The organism is Bradyrhizobium algeriense, assembly GCF_036924595.1.
Taxonomy (GTDB): Bacteria; Pseudomonadota; Alphaproteobacteria; order Rhizobiales; family Xanthobacteraceae; genus Bradyrhizobium; species Bradyrhizobium algeriense.
This window is the reverse complement of the sequence record NZ_JAZHRV010000001.1, coordinates 3760584-3783489: the sequence shown is the minus strand read 5'-3', so window position 1 is coordinate 3783489 and position 22906 is coordinate 3760584. Positions and strand designations below refer to the sequence as shown.

18 protein-coding genes are annotated in these 22906 nt (G+C 61.7%); 14 read left to right on the top strand and 4 right to left on the bottom strand.

Annotated features, from left to right (window positions below; all coding sequences use genetic code 11):
- The first annotated feature begins 64 nt into the window (after positions 1-64).
- The 4 genes from cysS to V1286_RS18560 all read left to right on the top strand — a co-directional run bounded on the left by cysS (position 65) and on the right by V1286_RS18560 (position 4233).
- Positions 65-1480, top strand: coding sequence for a cysteine--tRNA ligase (gene cysS / locus V1286_RS18575; protein WP_334481565.1), 1416 nt, complete (start codon positions 65-67; stop codon positions 1478-1480).
- Between the two features lie 117 nt (positions 1481-1597).
- The gene (locus tag V1286_RS18570) at positions 1598-2110 is read left to right on the top strand and encodes a GNAT family N-acetyltransferase (RefSeq protein WP_334481564.1); all 513 of its coding nucleotides are present in this window, start codon (positions 1598-1600) and stop codon (positions 2108-2110) included.
- Positions 2107-3705: a citramalate synthase gene (gene cimA / locus V1286_RS18565; RefSeq protein WP_334481562.1), complete on the top strand. Its 1599-nt coding sequence runs from the start codon at positions 2107-2109 to the stop codon at positions 3703-3705. Before V1286_RS18570 ends, cimA begins: the two co-directional genes overlap by 4 nt.
- Positions 3706-3855: 150 nt before the next feature.
- On the top strand, positions 3856-4233 hold the full coding sequence (locus V1286_RS18560; protein ID WP_334481561.1) for a VOC family protein: 378 nt from the start codon (positions 3856-3858) through the stop codon (positions 4231-4233).
- Positions 4234-4244: 11 nt separating this feature from the next.
- Here V1286_RS18560 and V1286_RS18555 read toward each other — a convergent pair whose 3' ends face one another.
- Positions 4245-4865, bottom strand: a complete 621-nt coding sequence (locus tag V1286_RS18555; protein ID WP_334489724.1) for an LOG family protein — start codon at positions 4863-4865, stop codon at positions 4245-4247.
- 212 nt (positions 4866-5077) lie between these two features.
- Here V1286_RS18555 and V1286_RS18550 point away from each other — a divergent pair, with 212 nt between their 5' ends.
- The 3 genes from V1286_RS18550 to V1286_RS18540 all read left to right on the top strand — a co-directional run bounded on the left by V1286_RS18550 (position 5078) and on the right by V1286_RS18540 (position 8797).
- On the top strand, positions 5078-7081 hold the full coding sequence (locus V1286_RS18550) for an ABCB family ABC transporter ATP-binding protein/permease (RefSeq protein ID WP_334481559.1): 2004 nt from the start codon (positions 5078-5080) through the stop codon (positions 7079-7081).
- A 56-nt stretch (positions 7082-7137) separates the two neighbouring features.
- The gene (locus V1286_RS18545) at positions 7138-7836 is read left to right on the top strand and encodes a phosphatidylserine decarboxylase (RefSeq protein ID WP_334481557.1); all 699 of its coding nucleotides are present in this window, start codon (positions 7138-7140) and stop codon (positions 7834-7836) included.
- Between the two features lie 76 nt (positions 7837-7912).
- A complete protein-coding gene (locus tag V1286_RS18540) occupies positions 7913-8797 on the top strand; it encodes a CDP-alcohol phosphatidyltransferase family protein (protein ID WP_334481556.1) in 885 nt (294 codons plus the stop codon).
- A 4-nt stretch (positions 8798-8801) separates the two neighbouring features.
- Here V1286_RS18540 and V1286_RS18535 read toward each other — a convergent pair whose 3' ends face one another.
- From V1286_RS18535 to V1286_RS18525, 3 genes are read right to left on the bottom strand one after another with little or no spacing between them, the layout of a single operon-like run.
- The gene (locus V1286_RS18535) at positions 8802-9806 is read right to left on the bottom strand and encodes a HupE/UreJ family protein (protein WP_334481555.1); all 1005 of its coding nucleotides are present in this window, start codon (positions 9804-9806) and stop codon (positions 8802-8804) included.
- A 15-nt stretch (positions 9807-9821) separates the two neighbouring features.
- A complete protein-coding gene (locus tag V1286_RS18530) occupies positions 9822-10748 on the bottom strand; it encodes a peptidylprolyl isomerase (protein WP_334481553.1) in 927 nt (308 codons plus the stop codon).
- 34 nt (positions 10749-10782) lie between these two features.
- Positions 10783-13107, bottom strand: coding sequence for a DUF3604 domain-containing protein (locus V1286_RS18525; RefSeq protein ID WP_334481551.1), 2325 nt, complete (start codon positions 13105-13107; stop codon positions 10783-10785).
- Positions 13108-13924: 817 nt separating this feature from the next.
- On the opposite strand from V1286_RS18525, the gene V1286_RS18520 reads away from it, so the two are divergent.
- The 7 genes from V1286_RS18520 to V1286_RS18490 all read left to right on the top strand — a co-directional run bounded on the left by V1286_RS18520 (position 13925) and on the right by V1286_RS18490 (position 22762).
- On the top strand, positions 13925-15586 hold the full coding sequence (locus V1286_RS18520; RefSeq protein ID WP_334481549.1) for a DUF1254 domain-containing protein: 1662 nt from the start codon (positions 13925-13927) through the stop codon (positions 15584-15586).
- Between the two features lie 239 nt (positions 15587-15825).
- Positions 15826-16935, top strand: coding sequence for an HlyD family secretion protein (locus V1286_RS18515; RefSeq protein ID WP_334481548.1), 1110 nt, complete (start codon positions 15826-15828; stop codon positions 16933-16935).
- 201 nt (positions 16936-17136) lie between these two features.
- Positions 17137-17856, top strand: coding sequence for an RraA family protein (locus V1286_RS18510; RefSeq protein ID WP_334481546.1), 720 nt, complete (start codon positions 17137-17139; stop codon positions 17854-17856).
- A gap of 37 nt (positions 17857-17893) precedes the next feature.
- Entirely contained in the window at positions 17894-18862 is a 969-nt protein-coding gene (locus V1286_RS18505) for a Bug family tripartite tricarboxylate transporter substrate binding protein (protein ID WP_334481544.1), read from the top strand.
- 191 nt (positions 18863-19053) lie between these two features.
- Positions 19054-19827, top strand: a complete 774-nt coding sequence (locus tag V1286_RS18500; protein WP_108513729.1) for a motility protein A — start codon at positions 19054-19056, stop codon at positions 19825-19827.
- A gap of 50 nt (positions 19828-19877) precedes the next feature.
- Complete coding sequence (locus V1286_RS18495) at positions 19878-20705, top strand: OmpA/MotB family protein (RefSeq protein WP_334481542.1); 828 nt, start codon at positions 19878-19880, stop codon at positions 20703-20705.
- Between the two features lie 158 nt (positions 20706-20863).
- Positions 20864-22762, top strand: coding sequence for a potassium transporter Kup (locus V1286_RS18490; RefSeq protein WP_334481540.1), 1899 nt, complete (start codon positions 20864-20866; stop codon positions 22760-22762).
- Positions 22763-22906: the final 144 nt, after the last annotated feature.

Genomic DNA, 22906 nt, shown 5'->3' with positions numbered 1-22906 from the left:
GCTGAGGCCGTCTTTTCTCCCAACCGAGATCACTGGACGCCCGGCCGCAACGGATGGGTATGCCATGGAATTACGTCTCTACGATACGTTGACGAAGGAGAAGCGGCCGTTTGTGCCGCTTAATGCCGATAACGTCGGCATGTATGCCTGCGGACCGACGGTCTACGACTTCGCCCATATCGGCAACGGCCGCGCGGCGATCGTGTTCGACGTGCTGTTCCGCGTGCTGCGCCATCGCTATGGCGCAGAGCACGTGAAGTACGTCCGCAACATCACCGACGTCGACGATAAGATCAACGTGCGCGCCGCGCGCGACTATCCCGGCGTGCCCTTGAACGAGGCGATCCGCAAGGTCACCGAAGAGACCTATCAGCAGTATCAGGACGACGTCACCGCGCTCGGCTGCCTGGCTCCGACGGTGCAGCCGCGCGCGACCGAGCATATCCCGGAGATGCGGGCGATCATCGAGAAGCTCGTGGCCGGCGGCTTTGCCTATGTCGCGGAAGACCATGTGCTGTTCTCGCCGCAGGCGATGAACGAAGCCAATTCCGTGATGCCGCGCTATGGCGCGCTGTCGAAACGTTCGCTCGACGAGATGATCGCCGGCGCCCGCGTCGATGTTGCGCCGTATAAGCGCGACAGTACCGATTTCGTGCTGTGGAAGCCGTCGAAGCCGGGCGAGCCGTCATGGCCGTCGCCATCGGGCATCAAGGTGGAAGGCCGCCCCGGCTGGCATATCGAGTGCTCGGCGATGGCCTGGAAGCATCTCGGCGAAAAATTCGACATTCATGGCGGCGGCATCGACCTGGTGTTCCCGCACCATGAGAACGAACTCGCGCAGACCTGCTGCGCCTTTCATTCCGACCGCATGGCGAATGTCTGGATGCACAACGGCTTCCTGCAGCTCGAGAGCGAGAAGATGTCGAAGTCGCTCGGCAACTTCTTCACGATCCGCGAACTGCTCGCCGATTGGCCGGGCGAGGTGCTGCGCCTGGGCATGCTGAAGACGCATTACCGCTCGCCGCTCGACTGGACCCTGAAGGGTGCGGAAGAGAGCGCGAAGACGCTCGACGACTGGTATGCGATCGCGGCCGACGCCGAGGGCGGTCAACCGTCGCCGATAATGGTCGAGGCGCTGTATGATGATCTCAACACGGCGCAGGCCATGGCTGTCCTGCACGGCCTGCGCAATGCGGCGGCGTCCGGTGGCGCGCGCGAACGCGGCGAGTTTGCGGGCTCGCTCCGGCTGCTCGGTTTTCTCTCGATGAGCGCTGCGGCATGGAGGGGACGCAAGCAGCAGGCGAGCGGCATTGACGCGGAGCAGGTCGATCGCCTGATTGCGGACCGCACCGCGGCGCGCGCGCGAAAGGATTTCAAGGAGTCCGATCGCATCCGCGACGAACTCGCCGCGATGGGCGTTGCCATCAAGGATGGCAAGGATGCCGACGGAAAGCCTGTAACCACCTGGGAGATCGCGTGATGGACAAGCCCGATACGCCGTTCCCAAAGCACTGGCGTTATTACATCTTCATCAAATGGGCGTTAATCGTTGCCGCGGTCGTGCTGGCCTTAAGACTGTTCGGAGTGATTTGACGCGATGGGACAGGCATTGCCCAAACCTGGCTTGCGGCCGTTTTTGCCGGCGGATGTTCCGATGCTGGCGGCGATCTTCGTTGCTGCCATCGAGGGGCTGACCGGCGATGACAACAGCGAGGCGCAGCAGGCAGCCTGGGCTCAAGCTGCCGAGGACGAAGAAGCTTTCGGCAAGAAACTCGCCGGGCAGTTGACGCTGATCGCGACCATACAGAACGCGCCGGTCGGCTTCGCCTCGCTGAAAGGGGCTGACCATATCGACATGCTTTTCGTCCATCCGAGCGTCGCCGGGCAGGGCGTCGCCTCGATGCTGGTCGACGCGCTGGAAAAACTAGCCGGCGCGCGCGGCGCAAAGACCCTGACGGTTGATGCCAGCGACACCGCGGAGCCGCTGTTTCGGAAGCGGGGCTATGCCGCCAAACAGCGCAACACCGTCTCGCTCAACGGCGAATGGCTCGCCAACACCACGATGCAGAAGACGCTGGCTGACAATGCCGCGCCGGGAGTTCCGTCATGAGCCGCGAACGCCTTTATCTCTTCGACACCACGCTGCGCGACGGCGCGCAGACCAACGGCGTCGATTTCACGCTGCATGACAAGCAGATCATCGCGCAGATGCTGGATGAACTCGGCATCGACTATGTCGAGGGTGGCTATCCCGGCGCAAATCCGACCGACACCGAATTCTTTGCTGAAAAGCCCAAGTTCGAGAACGCCAAATTCACCGCGTTCGGCATGACCCGCCGTCCGGGCCGCTCGGCCTCGAACGATCCGGGGCTTGCGGGGCTGATCGAGGCCAAGGCCGATGCGATCTGCTTCGTCGCAAAGTCCTCCGCCTATCAGGTGCGGGTGGCGTTGGAGACCACCAACGAGGAAAACCTCGCCTCGATCCGCGACAGCGTCAGCGCGGCAAAGGCTGCGGGCCGCGAGGTGATGGTCGATTGCGAGCACTTCTTCGACGGCTACAAGGAGAACGCCGATTTTGCGCTCGCCTGTGCGATGGCGGCCTATGAATCCGGTGCGCGCTGGGTGGTGCTGTGCGACACCAATGGCGGCACCATGCCGCACGAGATCGAGACCATCGTAGGCGCCGTGGCAAAACATATCCCGGGCAGCCATGTCGGCATCCACGCCCATAACGACACTGAGCAGGCGGTCGCCAATTCGCTGGCCGCGGTGCGCGCCGGTGCGCGGCAGATCCAGGGCACGTTGAACGGGCTCGGCGAGCGCTGCGGCAACGCCAATCTCTGTTCGCTGATCCCGACGCTGCGCCTCAAGAACGAATTCTCCGACGCCTTCGAGATCGGCGTCACCGCGGAGAAAATGACGACGCTGATGAAGGTGTCGCGGACGCTCGACGACATGCTCAACCGCGCGCCGAACCGCCATGCGCCTTACGTCGGCGAAAGCGCCTTCGTCACCAAGGCCGGTATTCACGCCTCGGCGATGATGAAGGACCCGCACAGCTACGAACACATTTTGCCCGAATCGGTCGGCAACCATCGCAAGGTGCTGGTGTCCGACCAGGCCGGCCGCTCCAATGTGATGGCCGAACTGGATCGCGCCGGTATCACCTACGAGAAGAGCGATCCGAGGCTGGCGCGTCTGGTCGAGGAGTTGAAGGAGCGGGAAGCGGCGGGCTACGCCTATGAATCCGCCAACGCCTCGTTCGACCTGCTGGCGCGGCGCACGCTCGGCCGAGTGCCGGAATATTTCAAGGTCGAGCAGTTCGACGTCAATGTCGAGCAGCGCTACAACGCCAACGGCCAGCGCGTCACGGTGGCGCTGGCGGTGGTCAAGGTCGATGTCGCGGGCGAGCGGCTGATCTCGGCGGCGGAAGGCAATGGTCCCGTCAACGCGCTCGACGTCGCGCTGCGCAAGGACCTCGGCAAGTACCAGAAATATATCGAGGGCCTGAAGCTGATCGATTACCGCGTGCGTATCCTCAATGGCGGTACCGAAGCGGTGACGCGGGTCCTGATCGAGAGCGAGGACGAGAACGGCGACAGCTGGATCACGGTCGGCGTCTCACCCAATATCATCGATGCTTCGTTCCAGGCGCTGATGGATTCGGTGGTCTACAAGCTGGTGAAGTCAGGCGCACCGGCGTGAGCCAAGACCGTAGCCCGGATGGAGCCAATGGGTCGCGCGAATGCGCGCCCGATGACAGGCTCCGCGCAATCCGGGATTCTCGCACGTCGCTTGACTGCCCCCGGATTTGCGCTGCGCTCCATCCGGCTACAAGTGACGGAGGAGCATGAAATGATCGACCACATCTCCGTCGGCGTCAGTGACCTCGAACGCTCCGCGCGCTTCTATGAAGCGACGCTTGCAGCCCTCGGCCTGTCGCGTCTGGTGACACGCCCCGCAACCATCGGCTTCGGCAAAACCTACCCCGAGTTCTGGATCAACCTGCGTGCCGGCATGGCGCCGGTGCCGCCCGAGAGCGGTACGCACATCTGTCTTCGCGCCAAAGCAACTGGTGATATCGATGCGTTCCATGCGGCGGCGTTGAAGTCCGGCGGCCGCTCCGACGGTGCACCGGGCCTGCGCCCGCATGATCGCGTGAAGTACTATGCGGCGTTCGTGATCGATCCCGACGGCAACCGCATCGAGGCCGTGACGTTTCCAAGCGAGTGAAGCGAGGAGGCTTAAAGCTTCCGCGCCAGTTCCGGCGCCATTTCCTTGCTGCCTTCGGGCGCACGCGCTGCGGCGGCGCGCAGGCGCGGCACGATGTCCTCGACCCGTTCAGCCTTGAGGATGTCGATGTCCAGTGACGGGCGGATGAACTCGGTTTCGCGCATGTGCGCCAACAGCGCCATCAGCGGCTCCCAGAAGCCGTCGATGTTGGCGAGCAGAACCGGCTTGGAGTGACGGCCGAGCTGCTGCCAGGTCATCTGCTCGACCAGTTCCTCCAGCGTGCCGATGCCGCCGGGCAGGGCGACGAACGCATCGGAATGTTCGAACATCAGCCGTTTGCGTTCGTGCATGTCGGGCGTGACGATCATCTCTTGCACGCGCGTCAGCATATTTTCGCGGGATCGCAAAAAATCCGGAATGATCCCGGTGACCAGGCCGCCGTGATCCAGCGTGGATTTGGCGATCGCGCCCATCAGCCCGACTGACCCGCCGCCATAGACGAGGCGGATATTGTTCTCGGCAAACGCTTTTCCCAAGGCTTGGGCCGCTTCGACAAAGCGGTGGTTGGAACCGGGGCCGGAGCCGCAATAGACACAGACGGTTTTGATTTGTTCGGTCTTGATTTGATCCATGGAGATCATGTGGCACTGCACCCGGTAAAGCTCAAGTCTGGTTGTCTTCGCTCATGCAGCAGAAATAGGTCCGAAATCAAACCAAACGGGGGAAAGATTTATCTTTCAAGGCTGTACGGCAGAGTTAAAGGCTCTATATGACGGGCATATGCAGATCATCAGAAACCATCTGACGGCGGCCGGTGCGCCATCTTGCGTTGGGCGCGACAGCGATGGCTGATCCTGATTCGCCTGATCGTGCCGCCCAACCTCCCGCCGGCAACTCTCCCGAAAAAGCGACCCTGATCGGGACGCTGGTGCATCTGTGGCCCTATATCTGGCCCGGGGACCGCGCCGACCTGAAGATGCGCGTGGTCTGGTCGATGGTGCTGCTGCTGGCAGCCAAGCTCGCGACGCTGACGGTGCCGTTCACCTTCAAATGGGCGATCGATGCGCTCAACGGCATGGGCACCGCGCCGGTCGAAGCGTCGAACTGGATGCTGTGGCTGATCGCCTCGCCTTTGTTGATGACCGCGAGCTACGGCGCGATCCGCGTGCTGATGGCGGTGCTGACGCAGTGGCGCGACGGCATCTTCGCCCGCGTCGCCATGCATGCGGTGCGCAAGCTCGCCTACATCACCTTCGTCCACATGCACGAATTGTCGCTGCGCTTCCATCTGGAGCGCAAGACAGGCGGCTTGACGCGCGTACTGGAGCGCGGCCGCACCGGCATCGAGGTGATCGTGCGGATGGTGATCCTGCAGCTGATCCCGACCATCGTCGAGGTGTCGCTGCTGATGGCCGTGCTGCTGTGGCAGTTCGACTGGCGCTACGTGCTGGTCACCGCGATCACGGTCGTGATCTACATGTACTACACTTACATCGCCACCGAATGGCGGATCGAAATCCGCCGCAAGATGAACGATTCCGACACCGAGGCGAACACCAAGGCGATCGACTCGCTGCTCAATTACGAGACGGTGAAATATTTCAGCGCCGAGAGGCGCGAGGCCGAGCGCTACGACCATTCGATGGAGCGCTACGAGCGCAACAGCGTCAAGACCTATACCTCGTTGGCGGTGCTCAATACCGGGCAGGCGGTCATCTTCACCATCGGCCTCACCGCGACCATGCTGATGTGCGCGCTCGGCGTCCGCAACGGCACCAATACGGTCGGCGATTTCGTCATGGTCAACGCCATGATGATCCAGCTTTACCAGCCGCTGAATTTCATGGGCATGGTTTATCGCGAGATCAAGCAGGCGGTCATCGATATCGAGAAGATGTTCAACGTGCTGCAGCGCAATCCCGAGATCAAGGATATCCCGGGCGCTGCGCCACTCGTGGTCAGCTCAGGCAATGTGCGCTTCGACGACGTGCGCTTTGCCTATGATGCAGAACGGCCGATCCTCAAGGGCCTCAGCTTCGAGGTGCCCGCCGGCAAGACGGTGGCGATCGTCGGTCCCTCGGGCGCCGGCAAGTCGACGATTTCGCGATTGCTGTTTCGTCTTTACGACGTCTCCAGCGGAAAAATCCTGATCGACGGTCAGGACATCCGCAACGTAACGCAGGCGAGCCTGCGCGCCTCGATCGGCATGGTGCCGCAGGATACCGTGCTGTTCAACGACACCATCCGCTACAACATCCGCTACGGCCGCTGGGACGCCGGCGATGCCGAGGTCGAAGAGGCGGCGCAACTGGCGCAGATCGACGCATTCATCCGCATGTCGCCGAAGGGGTACGAAACCCAGGTCGGCGAGCGCGGCCTGAAACTGTCGGGCGGCGAGAAGCAGCGCGTGGCAATTGCGCGCACGGTGCTGAAAGCGCCGCCGATCCTGGTGCTGGATGAGGCGACATCCGCGCTCGATAGCCACACCGAGCATGAAATCCAGGAAGCGCTGGAGCGCGTCTCGCGTGGCCGCACCTCGCTGGTGATCGCACACCGGCTGTCGACCATCGTCGGCGCCGATGAAATTATCGTGCTGGATCAAGGGCGCATCGCCGAGCGCGGCACCCATGTCAGGCTTTTGGCGTCTGGCGGGCTCTATGCCAGTATGTGGAACAGGCAGCGCGAAGCCGAGGAGGCGCGGGAGAAGCTCGCCCAGATCGACGACGACAACGAAGCGCCGAACCGCGCCCCGCCGCCGGTCGATGATCCGCTCAACGAGCAGCCCAGGGATCCGCCCAAATCCAAAGATCCCTTGTCTAAAGATCCCTTGGCAACCGCCGCGGAATAATCCAAATACGGCGCTACTTCCGAAACGGGAAGTCGGCCAGATAACAGCGAGCCCTAATGTCGATTGCTAATTCCATCCGCGCGCAGATCCCGCCGATCCATCCCGAGGGCTATCCATTCATTGGCGGCTTCGCGCTCGTCAGCCTGATCCTGTTCTGGATCTGGACACCGCTGGGCTGGATCGGCTCGCTTTTGACCGTCTGGTGCGCGCTGTTCTTCCGCGATCCCGTCCGCGTCACACCGGTGCGCGACGGCATCGTGGTGGCGCCGGCCGACGGTCGCGTCTCCATGGTCGCGCAGGTGTTGCCCCCGGCCGAACTCGGCCTCGGCGACCGGCCGCTGCCGCGCATTTCGATCTTCATGAGTGTGTTCAACTGCCACGTGAACCGCAGCCCGGTGGCGGGCCGCATCGATCGCATCGCCTACCGGCCCGGCGCCTTCATCAACGCCGAGCTCGACAAGGCCAGCGAAGACAATGAGCGCAATTCGCTGGTCATCTCGACGACGAACGGACGGATCGGCGTGGTCCAGATCGCCGGCCTGGTGGCGCGGCGGATTGTCTCATTTGTGCGGGAAGGCCAGTCGATCGGCGCCGGCGAGCGGTTCGGCCTGATCCGTTTCGGCTCGCGTCTGGACGTTTATTTGCCCGAAGGCACGCGATCGCTGGTTTCCGAGGGCCAGACGGCCGTGGCCGGCGAGACGATTTTGGCCGATTTCGGGTCGAGCGAGCAGGGGCGGACGTTTCGGGCTGATTAACCGCCCTCTGGCCGCCTAAAGGCTAGGCCGCCGCCAATGGTGAACCGGACCGGCGCTTGCTATATAATGGCAAGCCATGACGCCATTTGATCCCAAATACCCTGAACTGCGCCGCCGCCGGTTTCGCCCGATCCCGGTGCGGATGCTGGTGCCCAATGTCATCACCTTGCTCGCGATCTGCGCCGGGCTGACGGCGATCCGCCTGTCGATCGAAGGGCGGATGGAGCTCGCGGTCGCCGCCATCGTATTCGCGGCCGTGCTCGACGGGGTCGATGGCCGTGTTGCGCGCATGATCAAGGGCCAGTCGAAATTCGGCGCCGAACTCGACAGCCTTGCGGATTTCGTCAATTTCGGCGTCGCGCCCGGCCTGATGCTGTACTTCTGGCAGCTGCAGGAATTGAACAATGGCGGCTGGATCGCGGCGATGGTGTTTGCGATCGCGGGCGGCCTGCGGCTGGCGCGTTTCAACGCGAGCATCGACGATCCGAACAAGCCTGCCTTTGCGGCGAATTACTTCACCGGCGTGCCGGCGCCGGCCGGCGCGATCCTGGCGATGCTGCCGTTCTATCTGTCGTTTCTCGGCGTCCCCAAGCCGCCGGCGATGCTGACTGCGGGCTATATACTTCTTATCGCGTTCCTGATGGTGTCGCGGCTGCCGGTCTTTTCCGGCAAGACGGTGCGGATGCGGGTGCCGCCGGAAATGGTGCTGCCGGTCTTCGTCTCCGTCGTGTTCTTCGTCGCCCTGCTGATCGGCTATCCCTGGCACATCCTGTCGATCGGCTCGGTGCTCTACCTCCTGAGCCTGCCCTGGGGGTGGAAGTCCTATCGCGATCATGAGCGCAAGGCGACCGCGGCGCAGCCGTCGGTAGCGACGGAGGCCGCCGGACCGTCAACACCGTCGCCGGCCTTTGCGCCGGCTCCCAGCGACCCTGAGGACGAGCGGCCGGCGCGGCTGAACTGAGCGCTCAGGCGGTAAACCCGGCTAATCGCTCAATGAACCAGTACGCAGCCATGATCCCGATCGCATAGGTCGTCGCCAGCCTTGCGTGGCGTTTGACGAAAACCGGAAACTTGATCCATTTGGTCAGTCGCAAGGCGCCCAGAACGGCCGCGATGAAGATCAGTTGTCCGACTTCAACGCCGACATTGAAGGCAAACAACGCAAGCGGAATATCCCCCTGGGGCAAGCCAATCTCCGTCAGCGCGCCGGCAAAGCCAAATCCGTGCAAGAGGCCAAACGAGAAGGCAACGAGCCACGGCCATTGCGCGGTCAGGCTTGGCTGCCCCCGGTCCGATCGGATGATCTCACAGGCGAGGAGCAGAATGCTCAGCGCGATCGTTGCCTCGACCGGCGGTCCGGGGACGTGCACCACGCCCAGCGTTGCAAGGCTCAAGGTGATGGAATGAGCGATGGTGAAGGCAGTGACCGTGATCAGAAGGACGCGGCCGCGGCGCACGATCAGGATCAGGGCCAGCACGAACAGCAAATGGTCGTAGCCGAGCAGGATGTGCTCGATGCCGTGCATCAGATAGGCGAAGGCAACCTCCAGCGAGCTGCGCGAGGTTGCGATCTCGATCCAGGGTTTTGACGGGCGCACCAAGGTGGTGGAATAGGTCCCATCGAGCAACTGCACGCGCACCAGCGCGTCGGTGATTGTCGCCTGCAGCCCGACGATTTCGATGCGCGCGCCGGTGAGCCCCTTGTCCAGTTCGACCAACCTGCGTTCGATCAGCGAATCCGAAAGTTCGCGCAGTGTCGGCTCGGTGACGTTGCGCGCTGTCTCCGGCAATCGGAGCGCGACCGGAAGCCGCATGCCAGATAACAGCGGGGTGCGCCAGACAATCTGATATCGGTGCGGCGCTATCTCGGTCACTTCCATATAGGCCGGACGGGACTCGTGTGCGGACGCGGTACTGAAAAGTCCGAACGTCACGAAAAGAATACCGAGAAATGCCGATCGTAAACTCAAGGTTTTCTCCGCCGGCTAATTTGGCAGCTTCTCCGGCAGCACGACCTGATAGCGTGCTCGCATCGTCTCGTAGGCATTTGCCTTCGCCTGAGCGCGCTGGTCAGCGATCCAGCCTGCTTTGATGTCCGACTCGATTTCTTCGAAGGCGGGTACTCTGCTCGGAGCGGAAGAATCGACAAAAATCAGGTGCCATCCGTACCCGGATTCCACCGGCCCCTGCCACGAGCCAGGCTTGGTGCCCACCAGCACTCGAGCAAAATTCAGCCCGAACAGCTTCGCGATATCGTCGAAGGACCGATCGCCGTAGTGATCCTGGTACATGAAGGGGTCACCAAGAGCCGCAACGTCCTTAGCTTCGCCCGATTGGTCAGCGATTTTCTCCAGGGCTTTCGCGGCAGCTTCCCGTGTGCGCTCACCATGTCGATCGGAAGAAAAATAAAGATGGCGGAAAGAGACGCGCGGCAAGAGAGCAAATCGCTGCTGATTGTCCGTGAACCAGGCCCTTAGCGTATCGGTCGAAGGGTCGTTATCGACTGCAGCACCCTCGGCCAGAAATTCCATTTTCTGCGCCATGCGCCGCTTGACGATCGTGTCATCCTTGTCCAACCCGAGCGCCTTTGCCTCCCGAAACAGCACTTCCTCCCGAACCTTGAGTTCAATGAGGTTCTGCATTTGCTCCGGGGTCGGCGGTGGCCGGCCCTTCGCCAGCCAGGCCACACTTATCTGAACAAGATCGTCCGGCGTCACGACAATCCGGTTGGAGTCGGATGCGGTCTCTGATTTTGGATTCAAGACGCTGTAGCCAGCAAACAGGGCCATGCCGATCATAACAAAATGAACCAGGGGTTCGTGCAACCAACGTCGCAGCGACAATGGCTGAGCCGGCACGGCTGCGTCCGGATTCTTGCCGGGCGCAGCGTTCATATCAGCTTGGCGATCCAACGACACCTCACAATCTCTTGCCGGCAATGCCACTTCACAACGGAGGACGCTCGGCTTGACCCGAGCTGAGATTCTCCAGATTTATCGGTGTCGGAACGATCTCATAATTGGCGTAGCCGTATTCATTGCTGCGCGCGCCGAAGTACTTGTCGCCCACCTTGTAGACGGTGACCTCATAAGGCAGGTTTCCGAACGCGGTGACGATCTTGCCATCCTTGATGGAATAGGACGAAGGCGAGCCAAGTTCGCCGCTATGCATGACATCGCCGATCTGCCCCGGCTGCGGCAGCGTCCCGTCGACATTGGTGATCAGGCGCCGGCCGGCCGAGCTCCAGATGACCTGGAAGACGCTGCCGGTCGCGTTGTTGCGGATCCATGTCGACTTGCCGACGATCAGGTCCTTGAGCTCTGCATCATTCAGCGCTGCCGCGCCTGGTTGCTGTTGCAGGCTGGCGACGGTGGTGCCCGGTTTTGCGGTCACGCGCGCCTGTTCGGTCGGCGTGTACCAGATCGGCGAGGCCCACGCGCGCTCCTGTACCGTGGCCGACACGATCTCGGGCGGATTGATCCCGAGATTCTTGGCCTGAATCGTGGTCCACCGCGGCGTCGGGATTTCGAGTGCCCGGGCGTAATAGAATGCGTTGAGACCGGGGTCGAATTCCGGATCGCTCCATACAGCCTTCAGTTCGACCGCGCCGATCGTGTTCTTGTAGGTCGCTTCCTGAATGTTGACGGTGCTGCCGATCGGCGGGACCTTGCCCGTGACCGGATCGGGCGTGCGTTTGCCCGCCCAAACCACATCAAAGACCTTTTCGAAAGATTGGCCGTCCTTGGTCCACCCCTTGACGATTTGAATGCGGTCAAGGTTGCCCGATGTCGGGTCCTTCACCGCCCACACCGCAAAGGAGGGTGCCTTCTTTTCGGCCGGCATAGACGGCAGGTCGCCTCCCATCGGCACGCCCTGCGCATAGGCGGTGCGGACCCACAGCCGGTCCTTCAGCCAATCCGGAACGATGTTCCAGATTTCCCTGTTCTTTACGTCCTTTGCGTCCTGGCTGTAATCCCACCCGCCAAAGAAGCGCAATTGGATGCGCGGTCCGCTGGTGGCAAAGGTTTCCTTGCGCTGCATGGCATTGAACAGCGCGGCACGGGTGTTCTCCTCGGCCCACAGGCCGGTGAGGCCGGCGGGATTCTCGAGACGAACATCGAGGCCAGCGAAGACGTGACCCGACATGCGCTGCTTTTCATCGCCGTCGTTGCGGGCGTGGCCGCCGTAGAAGTTCTCCTGGCGATAGGGGACGCCGGTATTGTGCGAGTCGGAGCCGCCGACGATGCCGAATTTGTAAGGGTTGTAACCTCGCGAATCCTGCATCGCGATGCCGGTCTTGTAGGCGTCGCGAATGTAGCTGCCGGGGATAGTCGGGAAACGTCCCGCGGGATCGCCGAGCAGATAGGTCAGCACCTCGAAATTCGCGAACTCATCGTTGGGCGACAGGCTGGGATGCGTCTCCGACTGCCCCTTGATCTGCTTGATCTCGGACAGCTTCTCATTGCGCTCGCGTGACTCGGCCCACGCCTTGTCGATCGGCCGTCCCTTGAAATCGACCTCCGTCGGGAACATGATTCCGTCGGAGAGATTCGCGTTATGCGAGATCGCAAGCAACTCGCTGCCGGCCTTGCGCTGGACGTCCATCCAGTCCCACAGATCTTCTGGAGCCGACGAGTCGATGGCGCTGAACGGCAGCTCCGGCACCTTGGCGCAGTCCTTGAAGAAGACGTTGCGGTGCATGTTCCGGTTGTCGGGCGTCGACGTCCATTCATAGGAACAGAACGCCGTAAATTTACCGGGCTTGTTGAAGCGATCCGCAATCGCATTGTTCTCTTTCCAGATGTTGCCGGCGACTTCCGGGCTGATCAATTCCTTGATCGGCTTCTTGTCGACGATCGTGTAGCCGAGCCAAAGATATATTCTCTGAATATCGGCTGGGCTGCGAACCTTCAGCTTCTCTGCGATCGGCAGCTTGCTCAGGGCGGAGCCGGGAGTATTCGCCAGCTTGACCGTCCCGACATATTCGGAGTGATCGGTCACGCCCATCCAGTCCAGCGGGGTCGTGATCTTGATCGGATAACCCATTGGGTGTTGGATGATCTGCCCCGTCGCATATTTGTAGGCTTCCTCCGGCCCGGTCTTGGTGTTGCCGAAGATGTAGGCGTCGAACGACCAGCCGGTATGGACGTGGGTCTCCCCGAAATATGCGTTGCGCTCCGGCGTGGTTTGGGCGAGCGCCGGCGATATGAGCGCTGTGGAAGCTGTAAAGGCGAACAATGCAATCCAGTTGCGGCGGTCGAGATGCTTCATATCCGTGCCCTCCGTTCAGCTAATTCATTCCAGATCGACTCCTGGTGCGGCCGCCATCCTTCTCTCAGTATTGGGGTGGAGAGCCGGCAATCTTGGAATTTGATTCAATTTTGTGCATGACATCGACTCCTCTTCTTCACACAGAAGTTCGATCGGCGTCCCAGCGCTTTCGCTTCACGCGAGAGGTCGTAACAAAGACAAGCAATTCACACTGCAGTTTACGCCGCATAGCGTCTGCAGAATCAAAAACGCGCGCTGGAATTAAATTAAAGGTTATGGGCCTCGTTATCTTTAAGGTGCTTTGAAAGAAAATACTTCTGCTACCTCCACGGGAGTTACATTAGCACAACCGGAGAATGACGACCAGCGTCTGCGATGGCGGGCCGCGCGGTTTCGCCGGGTACATGCTATTCGACGCCTCAAACGTGACGGCCTGGAATACCAGACTGCCGTTTTTCGATGTCGCCAATGATGCCCCGCACCTCCGACCAATTTCATTGATTTAAGTCAAACCGAGCATTTTCTACCTTCGCGAGAACGTCAGAAGATCATGAAGGTCGCTGGATGATTTTTCGTTGTCGCGTGCGTCAGCGCGCGATAGTCTTCTCCCATCGTCTGGCAGTGACGTGTCCTGGTGCACGGAGTATTCGGTGCAAAGTGGCGGGGAGCAGAACGCGGTCGTCAGCGATCTTCGGCGTGCGGTTTTTTCGCCACGCCGCGCTTCAACACATAATCCAATATTTCATTCCGGTAACTGGTGTGCCGCGCTCCGGCAGCGATCGGAGCCGGCGCAGCGTCGTGTAGAGGAGACCAAACCATGAAGCAGTCGTTTCGAGTGTTTGCCGCAGTCACGGCCTGCGCCGTGTTGTCATTTCCCCGCCTGGCCGCTGCTCAGACGCCATCCGGAATCCCTCCGGGGCTCATCACACCCGACCGGGTCGAGACCCGGATCGGTACCCTTGAATTCAAGGACGGCGCACCGACTGTGGAAACCGCAGAGAAGGTGCGCGACACGCTGGACTTCACACGCGCCCTGAACGCGTACAACAACAGCTTCCGTGGTGCATCGGCGTATGCCTTGGGCAAGGGTTTCCAGAGCATCGGTGCTGAAGACAACACCCCGATCATCTTCTCCGATTTGATGGACGCAAAGTCGCTGTTTCTCACCGCCAACGCCGACACCATCTACTACATGGCGGTTGTGAACCTGTCGAAAGGCCCAATGGTGGTCGAGCAGCCGCCGATGGGCCTAGGCACCATCAACGACATGTGGTTTTCGTGGATCGTCGACATCGGCTTCCCGGGGCCGGATCGCGGCGAGGGCGGCAAGTACCTCATCCTACCGCCCGGCTACGAAGGGCCGCTGCCCGAAGGCGGTTTCTACATCGCGCGCTCGAAGACCAACCGCGTACTGTACGCAGCGCGATCGTTCCTGACCAACAATGATCCCAAGCCAACCGTTGAACTGATCAAGAAGCATCTCAAGATCTATCCCTACACACCGGGCGGTGTCGGTACGAGCATCGCGACAGCCCTGGAAGGCAAGGTACGGCTCGCCAAGAACCCACCTGCTCCTGAAACCAGGTTCGTCGAGGCCAGCGGCAAGGCGTTCAACACGATTCCGCCCGGCGATTACGGCTTCTTCGAAATGATCAACGAGAACGTTCAGCAGGAGCCCGCGACCAGTTACGACGTAGAACTCTCCGGGCAACTGGCCGCCATCGGCATCGTGAAAGGCAAGCCGTTCAAGCCTGATGCGCGGATGAAGAAGATCCTCACCGATGCTGCCGCCGTTGGCAACGCGACCGGCCGCGTGCTGAACTGGCGCTCCGCCGTGCCTCATCCGGAATGGGCGTACTACCCCGGCTCGATGTGGGCCAGTATGCTGTGGGAAGGCGGCGCCAACTTCGAGACGCCGCCGCCGGAGTTCACCAAAGAGGGCATGTTCAAGCCGCTGCTGCCGACCGGCGCACGGACTCTGGATTCGCGGACCGCGTTCTACTACGGCTACACGCTGGATTCGCCGGGCATGATCATGCGCATTCCCGACGTCGGCTCGCAGTATCTGATGGGTTTTGTCGATTCCGCCAATAACCCCTTCGACGGCGGCAAAACCTACAAGGTGACGCTGCCCAAGAACATCCCCGCGCGGGCGTTCTGGTCCTTTACGCTCTACGACAACCAGACGCGATCGTTGCTCGACACGCCACAGCGCTTCCCGCGCGCCGGCAGCCAGACCTATCCCTCGCCCGCTGCCGAAGCCAGCGCCGACGGCTCGACGACCATCTATTTCGGTCCGACGCAGCCGCAAGAAGTGCCGCGCGGCAACTGGATTCAGACCACGCCCGGCAAGGGCTGGTTCACGATCCTGCGCCTCTACAGCCCGCTCGAGCCGTTCTTCACCAAGGCGTGGCGGCCGAGCGAGATCGAACTTGCTGCCGCTCCGACCGAAACGATCGGGCGTCAGGACAAGCGCTAGGGGTGTTGCAAACAGGCAGGAAGCTTGGTGCGACTGAGCGCCTTCGGCTCATCGGGCGGTGTGTTCGATAGACTGCGTCGGCCGACATGGATGGCAGGCCATTCGAGCGCATCAATTGCTCCCGGCTGCCTGCAGAGGTGAGGAAAAGGCGCGGGCGGGCGCCTTGACCGCATAACGTGCGTCATGCGGGTCCGCCAGTCGTTCGTGCCTCGACCAATGGCAGATGCCGGAGTGCCGTCATGTTCATTATATTGTTGCTTTACGTGGTCCTGCTGTGGCTCGTTTTCTCGAAGCTCAAGCTGGTGCGGTGGGGATGGGGCTCCGGCACGGTGGCCGTGCTGATCGGCGCGTCTATCCTCGCGGTATTCCTGGCCATGTTCAATTACCTCACTCCCTCGGGAAGCTTTGTCGTCATTTCCCGCGTCGCGGAGATTACCCCCAATGTTTCCGGTCAGGTGATCGAGATACCGGCCAAGCCGAATGAGCCGGTGAAAGCCGGAAGCGTCCTGTTCCGCATCGATCCGGCACCGTTCCAGTACAAGGTCAGCCAGCTCGAGGCGTCGCTCGCTCAGTCACGGCAGCAAGTCAAACAACTTGCGGCGAACTACGAGCAAGCAACGGCGAACGCTGAAGGACTCGCCAAGCAGCTCGCCTATCACAGGCAGCGGCTTGCGGATTACAGCAAGCTCGCCGGCGAAGGCGCGCAAACCGAGTTTCGTTTGCAAGACACCCAGGTGCAATACGAGACCGTGGAGTATCAGCTCCAGGCGGCCAAGGCCGCGCAGTTGAACGCACAGCTCGCCATGGAATCGGAGGTCGGCGGCGTCAATACGACGGTTGCCCAAATCCAGGCCCAGCTCGACAATGCCAAATGGGAGCTCGACCAAACGACGATCCGTGCGCCCGCGGACGGCACAGTAACGGTGATGGCGCTCGCCGTCGGCGACCGCGCCGTGCAGGCGCGCTCCGTGATGTCGTTCATCGTCGCCGATGAGATCGTCATCGTCGGCATGTTCTCGCCCAACGGATTTAAGACCATCAAGCCCGGCGCCCGGGTGAAGCTCGTGTTCGACGACGACCCCGGCCGCATTCACGACGCGACGATTACCGAGATCCCGCAGGGCGTGGGGCAGGGCCAGATTGCGGTCTCGGGCACGCTGGCCCGGGTGGGCTCGATCAGCGGCGTCAAGGTCTATCCGGCGGCCATTTCCATACCGAAGGACATCGACCGCAGCCAGCTCAGGCTCGGAATGCCGGGCACAGCCACCGTGTTTGCAGAGAACGCCGGCGTCATCGGCCTGATCATGTCGATCCTGGTCTGGATCAGCTCCTACACGGCCTATCTCTAGTCGCCGGTCGGCTCAGGGAAGGTGAGCCGTGCTTCTACAAGCTCGCCTCCACTGGCACCCCTGATTCAATAATTTTAGAGCGCGGTCGGGCGCCAAAAGCCTGTTTCCACTTTTGCTGATCGCGCTCTTCTCGGCTATACGGCTTGTGGATGCACGGCTTTTCAGGAACAGCCGGCCCGAAAAAGACCAGGAGAGAACGCCGTGAACAAAGCCGTTACCGCCCCGCTGCCTGCTTCCGTCCTCGAGGCGCTGGCGCGCTATGACACGCCGACGATCTGCAATGCGATGGAAATCGTCGCGCCCGAACGCCGCCTGATCGGCTACACCACCAAGCCGCTGGTCTGCCCGTTCCCCGATTTGCCGCCGATGGTAGGTTATGCCCGCACCGTGACGATCCGCTCGGTGCTCAAATCCACCCTTCCGGCTGACGAGCAGGCCAAGCGCCGCATCGCCTATTACGAATATGTCGGCACCGGCTTCGGTCCGCGCATCACCGTGATCCAGGATATCGACGGAGCCGATGCCGGTTACGGCGCGTTCTGGGGTGAGGTGCAGAGCAACGTGCACAAGGCGCTCGGCTGCCTCGGCGTCATCACCGACGGCTCGATCCGCGACATCCCGCAATGGGCGCCGGGTTTCCAGGCGCTGGCCGGTTCGGTCGGGCCGTCGCACGCCTGGGTCCATGCTGAACACTGGGGCGGCGAAGTGCGCGTCGCCGGCATGACGGTGCATTCCGACGATCTGATCCACGCCGACCAGCACGGCGCCATCGTGATCCCGACAGATATCGCGACGCAGATTCCGGAAGCCGCCGAACTCTGCGGCCGGCGCGAGACGCCGATCCTGGAGATCGCGCGCAGCCCGGACTTCACGCTGGAAAAACTGAAAGAGGCGTTGAAGCGTTCGTCCGAGATCCACTGACAAAAAGTCAGGGTTCAACAAACAGGGGGAAAGCGTCATGAAGAGGTTCTGGACCGCGCTGTCATTCTTGATCCTCTTCGGTGCTGCGGCTGCGCAGGCGCAAACCTATCCTTCCCGCCCGATTACGCTGGTGGTGCCTTTCCCGCCGGGCGGATCGACCGATGCCGCCGCCCGGATCATGGCCGAGCGGATGCGCGCAACGCTTGGGCAGTCCGTCGTGATCGAAAATGTCGGCGGCGCCGGCGGCAGCATTGGTGTCGGGCGCGTCGCCCGCGCCGCGCCGGATGGCTACACCTTCGACATCGGCCAGTGGGACACCCATGTCGGTAGCATCATCTACAAGCTCGACTACGACCTCGAAAAAGATTTTGAGCCGATCGCGCTTGTTTCCAACAATCCCCAGCTCATGGTCGCCAAGAAAGACCTGCCGGCCAACACGCTTGCCGAACTGGTCGCCTGGATGAAGGAAAACCCGGGCAAGATCAATTTCGTCAACCAGAACGCGGCGGCGAACGTCACCGGCGTGATGTTCGAGAACCTGACCAAGCAGAAGGTGCAGTTCATTCCCTATCGCGGCGCAGGCCCTGCGATGACCGACCTGATCTCCGGTACGGTGGATCTGCTGGTTGTGCAGGGCGCGGTGGCGCTGCCGCAAATCCGCGCCGGCAAGATCAAGGCACTCGCCAACCTCTCGGCGACGCGCTCGGCCTCGATGCCTGACATTCCGACCGCGGATGAGACCGGCGTGCCCGGCCTCTATATGTCGGGCTGGTTCGGCTTCTGGGCGCCGAAAGCCACGCCGAAGGATGTCATCGCAAAACTCAACGCCGCGACGGTGGAAGCGCTGGCTGACCCTGCAATCCAGAAGCGCTTTACCGAACTGGGCCTCGACGTCGCGCCCCGTGCGCAGCAAACGCCGGAAGGATTGGCCGCTTTCCAGAAGGCCGAGATCGAAAAATGGTGGCCGATCATCAAGGCCGCCGGCATCGGCGCGCAGGCGCAGTGAGCGCCAAACGCTATGGTTAGTGAATCCTTGAGATGAGCGGGTCGCTGACCCGCAATTCTACGACCGCGCTTTAGGTTTAACCTTTACGCCTCTTTAATGGCGCAGTCGTAGGGTGCCTCCTGCGCAGCTCCGGATGAGCCGCGCGACCGTCCAGGACGGCCGGTAGTTCGCGTGTGCGTTCGGAGTGCAGAATGGATATCACCACGCTCGTTGGCCTGGTCGCCGGCATCATCGTCCTGTCGACGCTGATCCTGATGGGCGGTGACTTCCGGATGTTCTACGACATCCATGCCGTCATCATCATCTTCGGCGGCTCGACGGCAGCGACGCTGATCCGTTTCCCGCTCAGCGCGATCCTGCACGGCATGCCGCTGGGTGCGAAATTCGCCTTCACGATGAGCCGTCTGTCGGCGCGCGATCTGGTCGACGAACTGGCGCGGATTGCTGAAATCGCCCGCAAGCAGGGTCCGGTCGGCCTGGAAAAGGTCGAGACGGATGAGCCTTTCCTCGCCAAGGGAATCCGCTACGTCGCCGACGGCTACGATCTCGAATTCATCCGCGACAACATGGAGCGCGATCGCGACAATTTCCTGATGCACCTGAACGAGGGCTCGAAGATCTATCGCGCCATCGGCGACTGCGCGCCGGCGTTCGGCATGATCGGCACGCTGCTCGGCATGGTGCAGATGTTCTCGAACATGTCGGACCCTTCGAAACTCGGCCCCTTCATGGCGGTCGCCCTGCTGGCGACGCTTTACGGCGCGCTTGTCGCAAACCTGATCTGTCTGCCGATCGCCGACAAGCTGCATGGCAAGCTGATCGACGAGGAAACCAACCGCACGCTGATCATCGACGGCATCCTGATGATCCGCGACTCCAAGAGCCCGGCGCTGGTGCGTGAAATGCTGCTGGCCTACTTGCCCGAAAAACATCGCCACGAGGAAGGCGAACTGGTTCCGGCCTGACCGGCCGTCGGCATCCAGGCGCGGACATCATCCAGGCGCGGACATAAAGCATGGCCAAGAAAAAACGCGAAGAGGCACATGGCGGTCACGGCTGGTTCGTGACCTTTGCGGATCTGATGGCGTTGCTGCTGTCGTTTTTCGTGATGCTGGTGGCGTTCTCCACGCAGGATTCGGCCAAGCTGAAGATCGTCGCGGGTTCGATGCGCGATGCGTTCGGCGTCCAGACCGAGTCCCGATATTCGGGAATGGTCGAAGCCGACGGCCTGCCGACGCGGCCGAAGCTGAAGAATGTCGAGCATATTTCGCCGGAGGATTCCTCCAATACGCCAACGCCCGACGACAAGGACCGTCAGCGCGAATCCGGCGCCCGCCTGAAGGTCGATCGCGAGTTCGCGCTCGCTTCGGCCTCATTGCGCCAGGCGCTGCAGGACATGCCGGAACTGACCGAAATGTCCCGGCACATCATCTTCGAAGAGACCAGCCAGGGCCTCAATCTCGAAATCGTCGACCAGGACGGCCGCTCGATGTTCGCCGACGGCTCCAAGGTTCCCTATGACCGCACCCGCCGGCTGATCCAGAAACTGGCCGTGCCGTTGAAGGCGACCCCGCTGCGGGTCAACATTGTCGGCCACACGTCGGCCGGCTTCGTTCCGGCGCGCAGCGAATATGGCGCGTTTGATCTGTCGGCGGACCGCGCCAACGTCGTGCGCCAGATCCTCGAACGCGAGGGGCTGCCATCATCCCATATCTACGCCGTCGGCGGCAGGGCCGACAGCCAGCCATTGTTTCCCGACGATCCGACATTGCCGGCAAACCGTCGCGTCACCATCACATTGATGCGCGAAAATCCGCCGCTTCCGCCAAACCTGAAGCCGTAATACGCCGGAACTACCATAATACCACCTCTCTATTTCGATCTGCTTTGCGTGAGCTCCGCATCGCCCGCGGTGTTATGCTTGCCCGATGATTGACAGGCGGCGCGGAAGCGTCGATAGCCGCCCGGATCAATTCAACGACGAGAACGTTCCTCTCCATCATGGCTGTCAGCGTCACATCTACCGAAGCCCATGAGGGGCACGCAACCTCAGGCTTTTTGGCCCTGACGCTGGGCAGCATCGGCGTCGTGTTCGGCGATATCGGCACCTCGCCGCTGTATGCGTTCCGCGAGGCCGTCACCCACGCCGCGAATGGGGCGCCGGTGTCGCGTACCATCGTTCTCGGCGTGCTCTCGCTGATCCTGTGGTCGTTGTTCATCGTCGTGACCGCCAAATATGTGCTGCTGCTGTTGCGCGCCGACAACAACGGCGAGGGCGGTACGCTGTCGCTGATGGCGCTGGGACAGCGGGCGTTGGGCCGGCGGAGCTGGCCGTTGCTGGCGCTCGGCGTCGTCGGCGCCTCGATGTTCATCGGCGATTCCATGATTACGCCGGCGATTTCGGTGTTGTCTGCGGTTGAAGGTCTCAAGCTAGTCACTCCTGCGCTCGAACATTATGTGGTGCCGCTGACGATCTTCATTCTGGTCGTGCTGTTCTCGGTGCAGAGCAGCGGCACCGCGCGCGTCGCCTCGGCCTTCGGGCCGGTCATGGTGGTCTGGTTCGCGACATTGGCGGTGTTGGGCCTGATCCACATCAGCGACGATCCCACGGTGCTCTACGCGATCAATCCCTGGTACGCGATCCAGTTCATGCTTTCCCATGGCGTCATCGGCCTGGTGACGATGGGCTTGGTGTTTCTGGCCGTGACCGGCGGCGAGGCGCTTTATGCGGATCTCGGCCATTTCGGACGCAAGCCGATCCAGACCGGCTGGTTCTATTTTGTGTTGCCCGCGCTCCTGATCAATTATTTCGGGCAGGGCGCGCTGGTGCTGGCCGACCCGGCGGCGATCGAAAATCCGTTCTACCGGTTGGTCCCCGGAGTGCTCTTGCTGCCGCTGGTCGTGTTGGCGACCGCGGCGACCGTGATCGCAAGCCAGGCGGTGATAACCGGTGCCTTTTCGCTGATCCGCCAAGCCGTGCAGCTCGGCCTGCTGCCGCGCTTCGAGGTTCGCTATACCTCGGAAACCCATGCCGGCCAGATCTATTTGCCGCGCGTGAACCGGCTGCTGCTGATCGGCGTCGTGCTGCTGGTGCTGTTGTTCCGCACCTCGAGCGGTCTGGCTTCGGCTTACGGCATTGCCGTCTCCACGACCATGGTGGTCGATGGCATCATGGGTTTTGTCGTGGTCTGGAAACTGTGGAACTGGCGCGCGGCGACCGCGGCGGCCGTGATCGTGCCCTTTGTGATCATCGACATGAGCTTCTTTGCCGCGAACCTGTTGAAGCTGCTCGAAGGCGCATGGGTGCCGCTGCTGTTCGGCGTTGCCGTCGCGGTGATGATCTGGACCTGGCGCCGCGGCGCGGCGATTCTGACCGCAAAGACACGGCGCATCGAGGTGCCGCTGGCGGACCTGATCAAGAGCCTGGAAAAGCGGCCGCCGCACATCGTCAAGGGAACGGCGGTGTTCCTGACCTCCGATCCGAGCTTCGTGCCGACTGCGATGATGCACAATCTCAAGCACAACAAGGTGCTGCACGAGCACAATGTAATCCTGACCATCGAAACCGCCCAGACGCCGCGCGTCGATCCGGCCGAGCGCGTCAAGATGGAAACCATCAGCGAGAAGTTCTCTCTCGTGCGCCTGCGGTTCGGCTTCATGGAATCGCCGAACGTGCCCAAGGCGCTGGTGATCGCGCGCAAGCTCGGCTGGCAGTTCGACATCATGGCGACGTCGTTCTTCGTGTCGCGGCGGTCGCTAAAACCTTCGGCGCAGTCGGGCATGCCGCTATGGCAGGATCATCTGTTCATCGCGATGAGCCGGTCGGCCAACGATGCCACCGACTACTTCCAGATCCCGACGGGGAGGGTAGTGGAGGTCGGAACTCAGGTAACTATCTGACCAACCAACGAGATTCCTCAGGTAAGGCCCTCCGATCTATGCGTTGGACGCATAGCAAGGGCCCAGATACAATATAACCTATGCGTTCGCGGTAGGAGTATAGCCCTGCCGTCCTGAATTGTGCGTTGCAATAAGCAATCGAGG

What these genes read in the sequence shown, in the direction of transcription:
- V1286_RS18500 (WP_108513729.1), top strand. Translation starts at nt 19,054, where the DNA reads ATGGATATCACCACGCTCGTTGGCCTGGTCGCCGGCATCATCGTCCTG.
- V1286_RS18540 (WP_334481556.1), top strand. Translation starts at nt 7,913, where the DNA reads ATGACGCCATTTGATCCCAAATACCCTGAACTGCGCCGCCGCCGGTTT.
- V1286_RS18490 (WP_334481540.1), top strand. Translation starts at nt 20,864, where the DNA reads ATGGCTGTCAGCGTCACATCTACCGAAGCCCATGAGGGGCACGCAACC.
- V1286_RS18495 (WP_334481542.1), top strand. Translation starts at nt 19,878, where the DNA reads ATGGCCAAGAAAAAACGCGAAGAGGCACATGGCGGTCACGGCTGGTTC.
- V1286_RS18525 (WP_334481551.1), bottom strand. Translation starts at nt 13,107, where the DNA reads ATGAAGCATCTCGACCGCCGCAACTGGATTGCATTGTTCGCCTTTACA.
- V1286_RS18570 (WP_334481564.1), top strand. Translation starts at nt 1,598, where the DNA reads ATGGGACAGGCATTGCCCAAACCTGGCTTGCGGCCGTTTTTGCCGGCG.
- V1286_RS18550 (WP_334481559.1), top strand. Translation starts at nt 5,078, where the DNA reads ATGGCTGATCCTGATTCGCCTGATCGTGCCGCCCAACCTCCCGCCGGC.
- cysS (WP_334481565.1), top strand. Translation starts at nt 65, where the DNA reads ATGGAATTACGTCTCTACGATACGTTGACGAAGGAGAAGCGGCCGTTT.
- V1286_RS18520 (WP_334481549.1), top strand. Translation starts at nt 13,925, where the DNA reads ATGAAGCAGTCGTTTCGAGTGTTTGCCGCAGTCACGGCCTGCGCCGTG.
- cimA (WP_334481562.1), top strand. Translation starts at nt 2,107, where the DNA reads ATGAGCCGCGAACGCCTTTATCTCTTCGACACCACGCTGCGCGACGGC.
- V1286_RS18515 (WP_334481548.1), top strand. Translation starts at nt 15,826, where the DNA reads ATGTTCATTATATTGTTGCTTTACGTGGTCCTGCTGTGGCTCGTTTTC.
- V1286_RS18505 (WP_334481544.1), top strand. Translation starts at nt 17,894, where the DNA reads ATGAAGAGGTTCTGGACCGCGCTGTCATTCTTGATCCTCTTCGGTGCT.
- V1286_RS18555 (WP_334489724.1), bottom strand. Translation starts at nt 4,865, where the DNA reads ATGGATCAAATCAAGACCGAACAAATCAAAACCGTCTGTGTCTATTGC.
- V1286_RS18545 (WP_334481557.1), top strand. Translation starts at nt 7,138, where the DNA reads ATGTCGATTGCTAATTCCATCCGCGCGCAGATCCCGCCGATCCATCCC.
- V1286_RS18560 (WP_334481561.1), top strand. Translation starts at nt 3,856, where the DNA reads ATGATCGACCACATCTCCGTCGGCGTCAGTGACCTCGAACGCTCCGCG.